The sequence below is a fragment of the Microbulbifer sp. VAAF005 genome, from assembly GCF_030012985.1.
Classification (GTDB): Bacteria; Pseudomonadota; Gammaproteobacteria; order Pseudomonadales; family Cellvibrionaceae; genus Microbulbifer.
On record NZ_CP120233.1, the window covers coordinates 4307666 to 4323354 of the forward strand.

The following is a 15689-nucleotide window of genomic DNA, read 5'->3' on the forward strand; positions in this document are numbered from 1 at the left end:
CTATGATAGGTCTCTGATTGGTTAGATCAACTACTCCACTAGTTGTCCCTGCGATAATATTTTGAAATAAAGGGATCTTTACTCACTGGATAGGGTGCGAAAGTCCTGGGCGTAGTCCCGTAGAGTTTTACTTAGGTGGCGACGTTGTGTAGGACTGGTGCTGGATAAAATCTCCTCTCCTAACTCCCGGGCCTGGATTTTGCGTTGCTCTTGGGCCTTGCGGTATTCATCTGTCCACAGCTGTTCGGGGTTTTCCAGCAAACTTCGCAATTTCTCAAGATATCCATCAGGCTTCTGCCGCAGCAGCTCGATAGCATGACTTTGCCAGATCTGCTGTTGCTCATTGCGCAGAACCGGGTTGTACTCTACTTGCTTGACCCAAGCTGCAATCAACTGCTTCTGCTGATCGGTCAAGCTTCCCAGCCAGCGCCTGCTCTCCTTGCGAATTTGTCGGTCGCGACGACGTTGGACTTTCCAGGGTGAGCGCTGCCATTTTTCCAGTGTTTTCTTTTGCTTTTTTATCAGGTTGTGTTGTAGCCGGTCAATTTGCTGTGGTGTTAGTTGTGCCGCTATAGGAAGTATCAGGTTAAACGCATTATTACTGGCGCTACTAATGAAGTGGCGGACCTCATCTTCAGCAGGACCCAGCTGAGGATCTTCCAGCTGCCCCTGATCTACTTTGTCTGCCAGTTGAGTGAGAAAGTTGGCATATTTGGGAAGTTGTGTCTGCCGATGCCAGTGAAAAAAACTATTGAGGGCTCCTTGAAATTCCAGTTCCTGCTGAGAATTCAAGTCCACATAATCGTGAAGCTTCCAGCGTATCCAATAGTCGATGTTGTTATAGGCAAATTGGATGCTGGAGCAGCTGCTAAGTAAGCTTGCCACTACCAAAAGAATGATTAGGTGCCACTTTTGTGCGGTGAAACTGCCCGGGGTTTGGGGCATTGATCCTTCCTATAGCTCTGATCGGCAGCGACTGACAGGGGTGCCTTAAGCATAGATTAAAAAGGTATAGCGAATACCCATTCTCCTGTGACAGATATAGGGTTTTTTGTTGGCGGGAGAGTTCTTGGTTATTTGTAGTCAAGCAAGGAAGACTATTGACGCCAATTAACCAGGAGAGTGTACGGCTAGGCATAGACTGATTGATGGGGCCGGGTATCAGTGAGGAGCCTGGGACCGTATTTTGAGTGAGTTAGACGGGTCGTATTATGGTTACCACGGTTATGGAGGCTGAAGCTCGTGAGGCGCCGGATAGGATTGCTGAACAGCTGCATTCCAATGCCACAATAATGTCTCGCTTGGGGGAGCGCCTGCGTCAGACGCCTCCTCGCTTCGTGATGATTGTGGGGAGAGGATCTTCTGATCATGCGGGAGTGTTTGCCAAGTACCTGATAGAGATTGAAACTGGTACTCCAACTTTTGCTGCGGCGCCATCGGTCTCCAGTGTCTATGGACGTACGTTAAAGCTTAATGATGCGCTGGTTATCGTTATTTCCCAGTCCGGGAGAAGTCCAGATATCCTGGCGCAAGCGCGCATGGCAAGAGAGCAAGGCGCTTATACAGTGGCTTTACTTAACGATGAAGACGCGCCAATCAAAGATGTGGTCGACTTGGTTATCCCGCTAAAAGCCGGCCCGGAAAAAGCGGTGGCAGCTACGAAGAGTTATCTGGCAACCTTGTCCGCCATATTGCAGATGGTTGCTAACTGGACACAGGATACCGCCCTTTGTACTGCATTGGAAAAGTTGCCGGAAACGCTCAAGACCGCAGTGCGGGCAGAAATTCAATTGCGACCAGAGAATCTGGCCTCAGTACAAAACCTAGTGGTATTGGGGCGAGGGCCGGGTTATGGGATTACCCGGGAGCTGGCACTTAAGTTAAAAGAAGTGTGCAATATTCATGCGGAATCATATTCCAGTGCAGAATTCTTGCATGGCCCTGTCACCTTGGTTGAGGGAAAGTTGACGGTGGTGAACGTTCCTATTGAAGATGAATCATTCCCCACTCACAGTCAGCAGATTGATGAAATCCGGCGGCGAGGGGCGGCACTGATTAACTTGCATGTGCCGAGTAAGGGGGTTCATCCTAGAGTGGCCCCATTGGCACTTTTGCAACGCTTTTATATTGATGTAGCCCACGTGGCGGTAAGTCGGGGGATTAATCCCGATGAGCCGGTGGGTTTAAAGAAGGTCACTCAGACCGTCTGAATAAAACAGAGAATAGTATTTGGGAGGGGAAAGTGGGGGTTACCCTGATTGCTGAAAGGCTCTTTGATGGCGAGCGTATTCTCTCGGAGATTGCCGTCACTGTTGGTGACAGTGGAATAATTTCTTCGGTGGGTGGAGGTGTGAGTTCCAGCGCGGAACGTTTACCGGGTCTATTGGTTCCAGGTTTTATTGATATTCAGGTCAATGGCGGTGGAGGTGTGCTGTTCAATCAGGACCCCACTGTTTCTGCTCTTCAAAAAATAAGTGAAGCTCATCGCCAGTTCGGTACCAGTGCATTCCTGCCTACCTTGATCACAGATAGTTTGCCCGTGATGCAGCGGGCTGCCGATGCAGTAAGTGAAGCGATCTCCAGCGATGTCCCTGGGGTAACCGGTATACATTTTGAAGGGCCGCATTTAAGTGAGGCCAAAAAAGGTACCCATGAGCAGGGCTTTATTCGTCATTTGAGTGATGAAGAGTTGTCCCTCTACGCCAGGGAGGACCTGGGAATACGGTTGGTTACCCTGGCGCCAGAATGTGTTGCAGTATCCGACATCCGGAAGTTAGTTTCTCTGGGGGTTCATGTTTGCTTGGGGCATTCGAATGCGTGTGCTGACACGGTTGAGGCCGCATTGGATGCCGGCGCAACGGGATTTACCCATCTATATAACGCAATGTCCCCGCTTCATTCCCGTGAGCCGGGTATGGTGGGAACGGCACTGATTCGCGATGACGCTTGGTGTGGGTTGATTGCCGATGGGCACCACGTGAGTCCTGGCGCAATGGCATTGGCTTTAAAGGCAAAGCCTCGCGGCAAGTTATTACTGGTAACCGATGCGATGTCATTGGTGGGTAGTGATGAAATCAGCTTCCCCCTGTTTGATCGAGTGGTCACGCGGGAGGGGGATAAGCTGACCTCCAGTACTGGAGAGTTGGCAGGCTCGCATTTGGATATGATCGGCGCGGTGAGAAATATTTGCGACTGGTGCGGGGTTGAATTGCAAGAAGCATTGCGTATGGCAAGTTTGTACCCGGCACAATTTATAGGCTTGGGGTCAGGAATAATTACTGAGGGCGCCCGTGCCGATATGGTTCTGTTAGATGAAGGGTTGCAAGTGAGTAGAACTTGGAGTCAAGGCCGCGAGGTATTTCGGAGGCATTAGCTTTCAGCACCTAGAGCAAGTTTACACAATTATTCCGGCGAGGGTCCGGTGGATTGCCGAATAATTAACTCGGGGGTGAAACTGCGTTGAATTTCACCCTTTGCTGCAGAGCCATTTGCTTTTGCGCTTTTACTTTGAATTCTCTTGAGCAATAACTCTGCAGCGGAGTGTGCAATTTTCTTATTTGGTTGGCACGCAGTAGTGAGTTTGGGCCAGGTTTGCCGGGAGAATGGGCTGTCCTCAAATCCGGCGATAGAAACCTGTCCAGGGACATCAATCTCTAACATACGGGCAGCGAATAAAGCCCCCGCTGCAATTTCATCGTTTGCGGCAAATATTGCCGAGGGTACACTATCACCGCGCAGGATCTTCTTTGCGTTGCTTTCACCAGATTCAAATGAATATTCACCGTCAATAATCAGTTGTCGGTCTACGGTTATTCCTGCCCCTTCAAGTGCCTGACAGTAACCTTGTTGGCGCTCTAAAGTGGAGAGGTGCTCCTCGCCTCCACTCAAATAAGCGATGCGTTTGTGTCCGAGGGAGAGTAGGTGCTGGGTAATATTAAAAGCAGCTTGCCGGTCATCGATTTGTATGGAGTTTTCTTCTATCTCATGGCTGATGCGAGAGGAAGCTATTCGCACAAACTCCACATTCATGGATTTGAGTGTTTCGAGAAAAGCGGGTGACTCCGAGAAAGGTGGGGTCAGGACTAGGCCGGCTACCTTGCCGTGCTCAACTAGTTTATTTAAATCGCTGAGGATAACTGGGGAATTTGAATCGCATGGGTGGATAAGCAGTTCATATCCTTTGGATCTGCAAGCCTCCAATATGCCGTTTTGCATGTCGATAACGTAATAGGCATTAGGATTGTCATAAATAAATGCGATGGAATAGGTATGGGTTCCCGCCAGGTTCCGTGCAGCGAGATTGGGTGTGTAGTTCAGGGTTTTCACCGCATCGAGCACTTTTTGCCGTGTGGCAGCACGTACAGAGGGTTCATTATTGATCACCCGGGACACGGTTTTGATAGATACGCCCGCGCATTCTGCAACATCATTAATCGTGACTTTCATACATCAACTGGTTCTATCTGAGCCGTGACTTGGAACTGAGGGTATCGACAAGATAAGTATTGTTAGGAGATGGGATTTTAACAGTTATAAGCCCGCTGTAAGTTTTATGACTGACACGTCTTTCTTTTCTAAAAGAGCCTTGTAGTTTTTTATCCTGTCTTTCGAGCCGACTCTACATCCCGTAACCTATCTGTAAAAATTCTACATTAAATGAGAGATTGCACTCCAATATAATGACTATTATGCGCCTTTCAGTTCCAGTTTTTCGGCTGAATGATGATTTTTACGCCGGAAAAGTGTGATCTCTTCCTTCACCATACTGACCACCCTCAATGACTTTGTGGTGGCTCTTGAAAAATCTTGTAGTTTAACTACATAATGTGCGTCAATAAGATTGAGTGGCTACAAGCTGAGTGAATTGCTCAGGTCGGTGTAAGAAACTTCTACCACTGCCCTGGGGAGGAGGTTCCGGCATTGTTGGATCACTAACATTCAGTTCTACGGCGGGTAAAGGGCTCGGAAGAGAGATTTTTGCCTGACAACAGAGTTTCCCTAACAAGTTCCAGAGGCAGTCTTGCAAAGGGCTTAATCGTGGGATGAGTGATTTGCCTCTGGCCCTGTGAAGCAAATTTGTTCCTCAGGTTTCAGATTTCCCATTGGGCAATGGGACTTCAATGGCACTACAACCAAAGGGTTGAAGTGGGAGCCATTCGGCCGAAAGGCCCTTCACGGAAAGACAATCACAAGTGGCAAATGCCACTGAAATGTGACCCTGGTGGTTTTTGCCTGCGGAGACCGCCTCAACAGAGTTAATACGGAATAGTCATGGTTCACAGCAAGGTTCAGGCCGTTACCGAACGTATCATTAAGCGCAGCGAAGAAACTCGTGCAGAGTATTTGGCGCAGGTTGAGAAAGCGCATATTGAAGGTCGGGCTGCGGCTCATGTGTCCTGCGGGAACCTGGCCCATGCAATAGCCGCATCCCCGGAAAGTGATAAAGAGTTAATCGCCTCCGGGCGTGGACCGAATCTGGGTATCGTTAATGCCTATAACGATATGCTGTCTGCACACCAGCCCTATGGTGCTTATCCCGCTCAATTGAAAGAGGCTGCTGCTCGCAATGGCGCTACGGCTCAGGTTGCCGGCGGCGTGCCCGCAATGTGCGATGGGGTGACCCAAGGGCGTGCCGGTATGGAGCTCAGCCTGTTTTCACGGGATGTGATTGCTATGTCCACTGCGATCGCCCTCTCCCACGATGTTTTTGAAGGGGCCATATTCCTGGGCATCTGCGACAAAATTGTCCCTGGCCTGGTTATCGGTGCACTGTCTTTTGGTCATCTGCCTTCAATTTTTGTACCTGCGGGTCCAATGCCCACCGGCTTGTCGAATGCGGAGAAAGTCCGGGTTCGCCAGCTGTATGCTGAAGGAAAAGTAGGGCGTTCTGAACTATTGGAAGCTGAAAGTGCTTCCTATCACAGTGCCGGCACCTGCACCTTTTACGGCACTGCCAACAGTAACCAGATGTTGGTAGAAATTATGGGACTGCAATTGCCCGGCAGTTCCTTCGTAAACCCCGGTACCGATTTGCGCTCAGCATTAAACGAAGCTGCTGTGGCGCAATTGGTAAAAATTACTGAACCGAGCGAGCACACTTCGGTAGCTAAAATTCTTACCGAAAAAGCATTCGTCAACGGAGTGGTGGGATTGCTCGCTACCGGTGGATCCACAAACCACACATTGCACCTTATTGCGATGGCGCGTGCAGCAGGTATTCAGTTGACTTGGCAGGACATGGCTGATCTTTCCGAAGTGGTGCCACTGCTGTGTCATGTGTACCCGAATGGCACAGCTGATATCAATCATTTTGCTGCAGCTGGCGGTATGCAATTCCTGATCCGCGAACTTCGCTCAGCGGGTCTTTTACACGATGATGTTCATACCGTACTCGGTAATTCCGGACTCGAACCCTACTGCGAAGATCCCTTCTTGAGCGGCGATGCAACCGGGGTAGTGTGGAAGCCAACTCCAGAGGAGAGCGGCGATACGACGGTAATTCGTCCGGCCTCTGATCCTTTCTCCCAACATGGCGGTTTGCAGCTTCTCGAAGGAAACCTTGGTCGCAGTGTAATCAAAGTGTCTGCGGTTAAATCCGAGCACCTCAAAGTGAAGGCGCCCGCCATTGTTCTGGATAACCAGGACGACCTGCTTAAACGTTTCAAAGCTGGTGAGTTAGAGCGCGACTTTGTAGCTGTAGTGAGATTCCAGGGGCCTCGAGCCAACGGTATGCCGGAACTGCACAAGCTGACTCCCACGTTGGGGGTGCTACAGGATCGTGGCTTTAAAGTGGCGCTAGTCACAGACGGGCGTATGTCCGGCGCATCAGGGAAAGTGCCGGCTGCCATTCATATGTCACCGGAAGCCGTAGAAGGCGGTGCAATTGCCAAGGTGCAAGAGGGTGACATGATTGAACTTGATTCAGAGGCTGGCGTTTTGCGCGTACTGGTAGACGAAGCTGAATTTAATGCTCGCGAACCGGCTCAGTGTGATCTTTCGGCAAGTGCCCGTGGTACCGGCCGTGAACTATTCGCTAATATGCGCGGGCTTGCCAGCGGTGCAGAGACAGGTGCAAGCATTCTTTATTGATTATTGCGGAGCCAGTAAGGCTCCGAGACAAGAACGATCTCAGAGCAAAATTTATGATTAACCCTTTTGATATGGTGTTATTTGGTGGAGGCGGAGACCTTGCACTACGCAAGTTGCTACCGGCACTTTACCGAGCATTTAGAGAGGGCAGCTTGATTGAAGGCTGTCGCATCCTTCCGGTGTGCCGCCGTCAATCAGATATTGATCAATATACCGAAACAGCCCACCAGGCTCTACAAAAGTATCTTCGTGAGGGCGAGTACTGTGCTTCGAGCTGGGACCAATTTAGCCAATTGCTTTGCCCCGTCACATTGGATATCGCCGTACCGGACGCCCAGTGGGATCATTTGGCAGAAATTCTCGGTACTGACCCTGAACGGGTTCGCATCTTCTACCTGGCAATTCCGCCGGCAGTATTTGGCCCCTGCTGTGAAAACCTCTCCTTAAAAGGACTGATTACTGAAAATTCCAGAGTTGTTGTGGAAAAACCGCTGGGCTATAACGCCCAAACCTCTGATGAAATTAACAGTAAAATTGCCAGTTACTTCCCGGAAGATAGTATCTTCCGTATCGATCACTATCTCGGTAAGGAAACTGTCCAAAACCTTCTTGCACTGCGTTTTAGCAATGTACTGTTTGAGCATCTTTGGGATGCAAAAACTATTGATCATATCCAGATCAGTATTTCAGAAACCGTAGGTCTTGAAGGGCGTGCGGGTTTTTATGATGAAACTGGTGCTATGCGGGATATGGTGCAAAACCACCTGCTGCAACTGCTATGCCTTATCGCTATGGAATCTCCCAACAGTATGTCGGCGAAGAATATCCGTGCAGAAAAAATTAAGGTACTGGAAGCATTGCGTCCGCTCACCGGCAATTTGGTCGATGAGAATGTGGTGCGCGGCCAATATGTCGCCGGTGAAATCAATGGCAGTGAGGTACCTGGTTACCTCGATGAACTTGACGGTGGAACCAGCTTAACCGAAACCTTTGTTGCAATTCGTGCACATATCGATAGCTGGCGTTGGGCCGGGGTACCCTTTTACCTGCGCACTGGCAAGCGTATGGAAAAGCGTTGTGCTGAAATTGTGGTTCAGTACAAAAACGTATCTCACCATGTATACGAAGAATCTGCCGGAAAAATTGTCCCCAATCGTTTGGTCATCCGACTACAGCCTGAAGAGAGTATCAAGCTGGTTTTGATGGCGAAAAAAATGGACAGCCTCACCACCGAGCTGCAACCAGCTGAATTAAATTTAACCCTCTCAGATACTTATGACAGCTTCCGTAGCGATGCTTATAAGCGCCTGATGCTGGATGCAGCAGCAAATAACCCCGCGCTGTTTATCCACCGTGACGAGGTTGCCGCTGCCTGGGCTTGGGTTGATCCAATTATTGACCACTGGCGCGAAACTGAAAATCAGCCTCAGCCCTATCCCGCAGGTAGCTGGGGGCCGGAAGAGGCAGACAAATTGTTGTCACGCAGTGACCGTCACTGGTTTAACGCGCAGTAATAACCTGAGAAACGGGCGTAAGTCTCCACGACATTACGACCGTTTCCATGAAGACAAATGGAATGATCCATGGCTGAAGAAAAGTTTTTCCAAGATCGCGAGCGCCTGGTCCAGGCCCTAGCCCACGACTGCGCCAGCGAATTGCAAAAAGGTATTAAAGAAAACGGTCACGCAAACTTCCTGGTATCGGGTGGCAGTACTCCGGAGCCGGTTTATCGTGAGTTATCCAGACGTCCACTTCCGTGGTCACAAATTACAGCAGCTCTCGTTGATGAGCGCTGGGTGGAAAAAAACCACAGCGGTAGTAATGCAGCATTTATTGAGAAATCACTCTTGCAGAACTATGGCGCTAAAGCCAATTTTCTAGGAATGAAAAACTCACATACAACGGCCGTAGAAGGTGAAGAAGCTTGTGAGCGCGCTTACAGCGAGCTGCAAAAGCCGTTTGATGTTTGTCTGCTGGGTATGGGTAGTGACGGCCACACCGCATCACTTTTTCCCCATGCGCAGGGCTTACAGGATGCACTAAATCCTGAATCAGAAAAGTTGTGCAGTGCAATTATTGCCAATCAAAGTGAAGTTACCGGCTCCAATACAGAGCGTATGACTTTAACCCTGAGCGCAATTGTGCAATCGCGCAATATCAAGTTGTTGATCACTGGTGAAGAAAAACTAAAAGTTTATCGCGAGGCATTGCTCGGCAGTGATGAGTTAGAAATGCCGGTGCGCAGTATTCTCAAGCAGGGGCTAAAACCAGTCACTGTTTACTGGGCACCTTAACGAAAGATTTGGAATTAACTGATGCAGAAAAATATCGCCGAGATTTTGCAGGTGGCTGGCGTTGTCCCAGTACTGGTTGTAGATAAAGTTGAAGACGCCCTCCCTCTTGCCGGTGCTTTGATTGAAGGTGGCCTGAAGGTACTTGAAGTTACCCTGCGCACTGAGGCAGCCCTGGAAGTTGTTGAACAAATTGCAAAACACTTGCCGGAAGCCCATGTGGGAACCGGCACCGTACTCAATGGTGATGATCTGCGTCGTTCTATCGATGCCGGTGCCAGCTTTATGGTGAGCCCTGGCGCAACCGATCGTTTGCTAGAAGCGGCAGAAGGCAGTGAAGTACCTCTGCTGCCCGGTGCTGCTAGCGTTTCAGAAGTTATGCGCTTATTTGAGCGAGGCTATCGCTACCAGAAATTTTTCCCCGCGCAGGCAGCAGGTGGAGTACCAATGCTGAAATCTATTGGTGGCCCGCTGCAGGACGTTCGCTTTTGCCCCACCGGAGGCATAGGCCCGCAAAATGCCCCTGATTTCCTGGCATTGGACAATGTGGTTTGTGTCGGCGGTTCCTGGATGGCGAGTAATGCTCTGGTCCGTGAACAAAACTGGGCTGAAATTACTCGCCTGGCAAAACAAGCTTCTGAATTGAAATAAAACACTCGGTATGGAGCACCCTTGAGTGGGTGCTGCTTGGAATACCAATAGTATATAAAGAGGGTAAAGCGAGATGAAAATTAAAATTGCCATCAATGGTTACGGTCGTATCGGTAGAAATGTCACCCGAGCCATTTATGAGTCAGGCTACAGCGATCGTGTTCAACTGGTTGCAATTAATGATCTCGCCCCGGTAGCTTCTAATGCTCACCTGACACGGTTCGATACTATTCATGGGCGATTTGGTACAGACGTCAAAGTCGACGGTGATGCACTGGTTATCGGTGGTGATCGAGTTCAGGTTTGCCAGGAGCGGGACCCATCCAAATTGCCTTGGAAGCAACTGGGAGTAGATTTGGTGCTGGAGTGTACTGGCCGCTTTACCGACCGTGCTTCCGCTTCAGCTCACATTGAAGCCGGCGCTGCTGCAGTACTGATTTCAGCTCCATCAAAAGATGCGGACCTTACCGTTGTTTATGGTGTGAATGACAGCAACCTCACTAGCGATCACCGTGTAGTTTCCAACGCGTCCTGCACTACCAACTGCCTGGCGCCAGTGGCTCAAGCACTGCATCGTGAATTGGGTATTGAGCGTGGCTTTATGACCACCGTACACGCCTACACCAACGACCAGAATACCCAGGATGCTGTACACTCAGATATTTACCGGGCACGTGCCGCAGCGGACAATATGATCCCAACCAAAACTGGTGCAGCTGCAGCAGTGGGTCTGGTATTACCTGAACTGAAAGGGCGCCTCGATGGTATGGCTGTCCGTGTACCGGTAAGCAATGTATCCCTGGTGGACTGCCAGTTTATTGCCGGCCGCGACACTACCGCTGAAGAAGTGAATCAGATCATGCAAGAAGCTGCTCAGGCGAGCGGCGGTGTTCTGACCTACTGTGATCAGCCCCTGGTTTCTGTGGACTTCAACCACACCAGTGCATCCAGTCACTTTGATGCCAACCACACACGCGTGAATGGAAACCTGGTTAAAGTAATGGCCTGGTACGATAACGAGTGGGGCTTCTCCCACCGCATGCTGGATACCAGTCTGGCCATGGCTGAGACGCTCCAACTGAGTCAGCCGGTTGCAGAGTCTGCTTAACTCCCCTCATTCACCATATTTTGGTAATTCAATTACTGAGGGCCATTAAATGGACATAGAATTCCTGTTTGATAGCCCTCTGAACCTTCTTTTCAATTTATTAGATGACGGGATCTTATGATTCGCCATACAAAAATCGTAGCAACCCTGGGCCCAGGTACAGATAAACCGCGCGTAATCGACGAAATGATTCGTGCTGGGGTGAATGTAGTGCGCCTGAACTTTTCCCACGGATCGGCAGAAGATCACCGTCGCCGTGTCACTGAAGTGCGCAACGCCGCCGAAGCACAGGGGAAAATTGTTGCGGTATTGGGGGATTTACAGGGGCCTAAAATCCGTATTGCCCGCTTTGCCAAAGGCAGCGTGCAGCTGGAAAACAATGATGAATTTACCCTCGACCTGGATTGCCCGGTTGAAGGAGGAGATGAACATCGTGTAGGTGTGGACTATCCCAGCCTGATTAGTGATTGCCAGTCCGGCAATATCCTGTTGTTAGATGATGGCAAGATTCGCCTGGAAGTAACCGGAACGACTCCCAGCAAACTTTACTGTCGAGTTTTACAAGGCGGTAAGCTATCGAACAATAAGGGCATTAACTTGTTGGGCGGCGGCCTGTCTGCCCCTGCACTGACAGAAAAGGACTACCGGGATATCAAGCTGGCGGCAGATCTCGAAGTGGATTTTCTTGCGGTCAGTTTCCCTCGCTGCGCAGAAGACCTGGATACTGCCCGTAAGGCCATGGCAGAGGCTGGCAGCCAAGCGGCGATCGTCGCCAAAGTTGAAAGGGCGGAAGCCGTTGCCGACGATGAGCAAATGGACAGCCTGATTCTGGCTTCCGATGCGATCATGGTAGCTCGCGGTGACTTGGGTGTAGAGATCGGTGATCCCGCTTTGGTCGGGGTGCAGAAAAAACTGATCAACCGCGCAAATGCTCTCAATCGTGGCGTAATCACGGCGACACAAATGATGGAGTCGATGATTACCAGCCCGACTCCTACACGCGCAGAAGTAATGGATGTTGCCAATGCGGTGCTGGATGGTACTGACGCAGTTATGCTGTCTGCGGAAACTGCAGCGGGTGATTATCCGGTTGCCGCTGTGGAATCCATGAGCGATGTTATTATTGGCGCTGAACAGTATTTGGGCAGTGTTCCATACACTGAAAATGACCAGGGTTCCTCGCCGTTGATCGACACAGTAATTGCCCAGGCGGCGATTGACGTAGCAACGCGAGTAGAAAACCTCTGTGCCGTGGCCGCACTGACTGAGTCGGGCCGTACGCCGCGAATGATGTCTCGTGCAAATACCCGCCTGCCGATTTATGCATTGACCCGGCACCCTCGAATTGCTCGTCAGCTAGTGCTGCTCAGAGGTGTAGAGACGGTGAGCTTTGATCCAGCGTCTGTTCCCCTAGGGCATTTAACCGAAGCGGTTATCGAGGTCTTAAACTCTCGAATCGACTTGCAAAAGGGACAGCGAGTGCTGATCACCCAGGGTGAACGCCTGAATATGGGTGGACATACCAATTCTATGCGGATTAAAGAGATCGAATAAGGCTTCTGATATGCGGCCCAGGTTTCTTACAGATAGGACCCTGGGCCAGTTAAGCCCCTTTCCTTTCTATAGTTACCACCTTTCTCCCCTCTGATCCTAGTCGCGGCAAAGTGTTTTAGCCCCAAGGTCGATTTTATGGCAGGCGTACTCTTGTGATTTATGTCACAAGTTTGAAGGTCCAGTGTCGTTGCTCGCCCAACTTTATTTAACAGCTGATAGCTATTAGTAATTGTACGCTGATATTCAACGATAAAAATTGGCCTCACTAATGGAATTAAGTGGATTGTTTTTATACGAAGATACGGTGAACAGGAATACGATTCCAATACGATCGTGCCACTTCTCCCGTCTATTAAAAATAAATCGGCAAACACTTTCGGTAGATATTAGGAAGCTTTGCTTTTGAGTTAGCCCCTGGGCTGTTAGTCATATTCTCGCCAAATGCTAGCTACCGTATTGATCTAAATTGCGGTAATCTCGCGAAGTAGATCTCAGCCTTGTAATTTTTTCGACGCTACAAGGGCTTATTATTTCTCCAAGCTAGAAATTAAGAGAAGAGCCTAATCGGTAATACTCTTCTAATAAGGCGATCATAAAACTCCCTTATTTTGATAGAGGGTGCTCTTCCTGGCAGTTTCTTTATGTAATGGCGTGTTATTGGCAGATCTTGCAACTTCGATTTTAATCGGCGCCGGCTTTTTCCAGAGTGGCCACTAATAAGTGACCCACTGGTCTTAGTCAAAGAGCATTTTGCTCAATAAATTCGACCAAAAATTTTCTGGAGTTTTCTGGACTTTCTCTAGTGCTCTCGAGTGAAGATTCACTGAATTTGGTCCCCACTAGATCCAGGTAGGCGTAAGTGTTTAAAGGATTATCATGCAGCTAACTGTTGAAAATAAGCAAGGCATCCAGTACGAAGTTAGGATTGGTTGGGCATACCAGATGGGCATACCTATGCAAGTCGATGCTAACCACTTGCTTTCGATGTTCGACGATGCCGTCATTGAGAAAATTCATGGGCACTTTTTTGGCTTGGGTGGTAATTGTTGTAACTTGCTGAGCACGAATATTCAAGCTGGCACCTCAGGCACTATTTTTTTAGGGCCCTTATCTGAGCCTCCGGGCCACCTATCTCACTCTGAAAAAGAAATTTACAGCGCCCTGGTACAGAACCGCCTGATAATTGAGGAATCGCACACGGCAGCGTCGGCCATTGCAGTTAAGCAGTCTGAATTGATGCTTAAGATCCGTCTGGGATTGCAGCAAATTATCGCTCAGGAGCGTGCAGAATCAGCACGAATCCAGGAACAACATGAAAAGCGTTCCACCATGGGGAAAGTGGGAGCTTATATTGGGAGTGCTGCTAGCGGTTTTGGTGACGCCGCCTGGGGACTGGCGGTATGGACAAAAGATATCCTTGAAGTAGCGGAAATGCTAAGCCCCTTGCGCCAATCTCATAGGCTGGGTGTTGCCACAGTAAACTACTTCATACATGGAAAAAGCTTCGAAGAATCTGGCCAGCAATACCTCAGCGATTTAGAACGTGAAGCAGTGGATGTGCTCGGTTTTGACCCTTCTAAAATTACTAAACAGCAGCTGGAACTGGCCGTTGATGTTGCCCAGATTATTTATGATGATCTCTCCCTGCGCGAAATTATTATCCGCTTTGCCGAGGATTATGTAAAAGCCCAACACAGCCTTGAAGTTACTAAGTTAGTTGGTGGCGGAGCCTTTGAAATAGTCCTTACTATCGTCCTCGCAGCGATAACTGGGGGCGTCGGTGCAGCTGTGGCTGTAGTCAAAAATGCACGCTTATTAAGGGCCTTCAAGAAGCTCGGTGAGCTGATGATGGAGTTCGCTAAACTGAAGAAGCTGCAGCAGCGGGTACTTAAGAAAAGGGGCGGCAAAGCAAAAGGCAGCAGTGCAAGTTTCTCTGATTTGAGCTCTTCGGAGGTTACGGTGCCGCAAAAATCCAGCGGCCCGTCTTCGAGCAATTCTAGCTCTGCTACTTCTAGTAGCTCCAGCCAAAGTAGTAGCAGTTCTGGAGGTAGCCCCAATAGTAATTCCAATGCTGCAGACACTAATACATTGTTACCTCCAGGTGCTCAGTCTGTTCAAGAAAGAATAGCTCAGGGTAAAACTGTACCTCGGCATGCACGCGTGAATCCTGAAGGCTATTATTATGATTCCAGTGTAGGAAAATATAAAACCATACCTGAACCTAAGCCAGATCTTTCTAAGGGATCAGGTAATAGGGAGATTCCTTGTTTTGGAGCTGGTACATTAGTAGCAACGCCGGATTCATTTGCAAAAATTGAAGATATTAAAATAGGAACTCTTGTTAGTTCTTGGGATGAAAATCTTAAAAAAGTAGTGGAAAATAGAGTTACGGCCTTGCATCGAAATAAGGCAGTTGATTGGGTTGAGATTGTGGTATCTGGAAGCGTTATTACTGCCACGTGTAACCACCGTTTCTGGATGCCCAAAAATGAAGAGTGGATTGAAGCGAGATTTTTGGATGTTGGAATGGAGGTATTGCTAGAGAATGGCCAGCGTTCTAACATTGACAAAATAAGTTTAGTGACCTCGGGTGAAAAAGATACTTTCAATATAACTGTAGAAAATGCTCATACCTACTACGTGGGTAGTTCGAAAGTTCTTGTCCACAATGATGGAAGCGATGTAAATGGCAAAGTTTACATTGGCTATAATAAGAGTGATTCTCCTATTTATGTTGGACAAACATTGCAAACAATAAAAGCACGACAAGCTCAACACACAGCAGAAGGTATTGCTGATCCTGTCAATAAAGGCTGGAAAACTGAAATGACTATTAAGCAATACCCTGGACTAGATGGATTGACGCCGGATCAAATGAATTATCATGAAAGAAGAATTTACGATCAGCTTATTGAGAAAGGGATTGACCTAAAAAATAGTCAAATACCACTTACAGATCCAAAAGTAAATAAGTTGATTAAAAAGTACTGCTAGGA

Annotated in this window: 11 protein-coding genes; 9 read left to right on the forward strand and 2 right to left on the reverse strand. The window is 48.9% G+C overall.

The genetic code is table 11. From position 1 onward, the window contains the following. Nucleotides 1-78: 78 nt before the first annotated feature. Nucleotides 79-945, reverse strand: a complete 867-nt coding sequence (locus tag P0078_RS19305) for a DUF6279 family lipoprotein (protein WP_282931521.1) — start codon at nucleotides 943-945, stop codon at nucleotides 79-81. Between the two features lie 266 nt (nucleotides 946-1211). Here P0078_RS19305 and nagB-II point away from each other — a divergent pair, with 266 nt between their 5' ends. Both nagB-II and nagA read left to right on the forward strand, forming a co-directional pair. Next, entirely contained in the window at nucleotides 1212-2210 is a 999-nt protein-coding gene (gene nagB-II, locus P0078_RS19310) for a glucosamine-6-phosphate deaminase NagB-II (protein ID WP_282931522.1), read from the forward strand. Between the two features lie 32 nt (nucleotides 2211-2242). After that, nucleotides 2243-3373 (forward strand): N-acetylglucosamine-6-phosphate deacetylase, encoded by a 1131-nt coding sequence (gene nagA, locus P0078_RS19315; RefSeq protein WP_282931523.1) that lies wholly within the window; start codon nucleotides 2243-2245, stop codon nucleotides 3371-3373. 29 nt (nucleotides 3374-3402) lie between these two features. Here nagA and P0078_RS19320 read toward each other — a convergent pair whose 3' ends face one another. Beyond that, on the reverse strand, nucleotides 3403-4446 hold the full coding sequence (locus P0078_RS19320; protein WP_282931524.1) for a LacI family DNA-binding transcriptional regulator: 1044 nt from the start codon (nucleotides 4444-4446) through the stop codon (nucleotides 3403-3405). Nucleotides 4447-5271: 825 nt separating this feature from the next. On the opposite strand from P0078_RS19320, the gene edd reads away from it, so the two are divergent. The 7 genes from edd (at nucleotide 5272) to P0078_RS19355 (ending at nucleotide 15687) form a co-directional block, all read left to right on the forward strand. Continuing rightward, nucleotides 5272-7089, forward strand: a complete 1818-nt coding sequence (edd, locus tag P0078_RS19325; protein WP_282931525.1) for a phosphogluconate dehydratase — start codon at nucleotides 5272-5274, stop codon at nucleotides 7087-7089. 53 nt (nucleotides 7090-7142) lie between these two features. Further along, entirely contained in the window at nucleotides 7143-8603 is a 1461-nt protein-coding gene (gene zwf, locus P0078_RS19330; RefSeq protein WP_282931526.1) for a glucose-6-phosphate dehydrogenase, read from the forward strand. A 69-nt stretch (nucleotides 8604-8672) separates the two neighbouring features. Next, a complete protein-coding gene (gene pgl, locus P0078_RS19335) occupies nucleotides 8673-9383 on the forward strand; it encodes a 6-phosphogluconolactonase (protein ID WP_282931527.1) in 711 nt (236 codons plus the stop codon). A 21-nt stretch (nucleotides 9384-9404) separates the two neighbouring features. Beyond that, complete coding sequence (gene eda, locus P0078_RS19340) at nucleotides 9405-10031, forward strand: bifunctional 4-hydroxy-2-oxoglutarate aldolase/2-dehydro-3-deoxy-phosphogluconate aldolase (protein ID WP_282931528.1); 627 nt, start codon at nucleotides 9405-9407, stop codon at nucleotides 10029-10031. A 73-nt stretch (nucleotides 10032-10104) separates the two neighbouring features. After that, a complete protein-coding gene (gene gap / locus P0078_RS19345) occupies nucleotides 10105-11139 on the forward strand; it encodes a type I glyceraldehyde-3-phosphate dehydrogenase (RefSeq protein ID WP_282931529.1) in 1035 nt (344 codons plus the stop codon). Between the two features lie 117 nt (nucleotides 11140-11256). Continuing rightward, nucleotides 11257-12693 (forward strand): pyruvate kinase, encoded by a 1437-nt coding sequence (pyk, locus tag P0078_RS19350; protein ID WP_282931530.1) that lies wholly within the window; start codon nucleotides 11257-11259, stop codon nucleotides 12691-12693. Nucleotides 12694-13569: 876 nt separating this feature from the next. After that, nucleotides 13570-15687, forward strand: coding sequence for a Hint domain-containing protein (locus P0078_RS19355; RefSeq protein ID WP_282931531.1), 2118 nt, complete (start codon nucleotides 13570-13572; stop codon nucleotides 15685-15687). Nucleotides 15688-15689 lie beyond the last annotated feature (2 nt).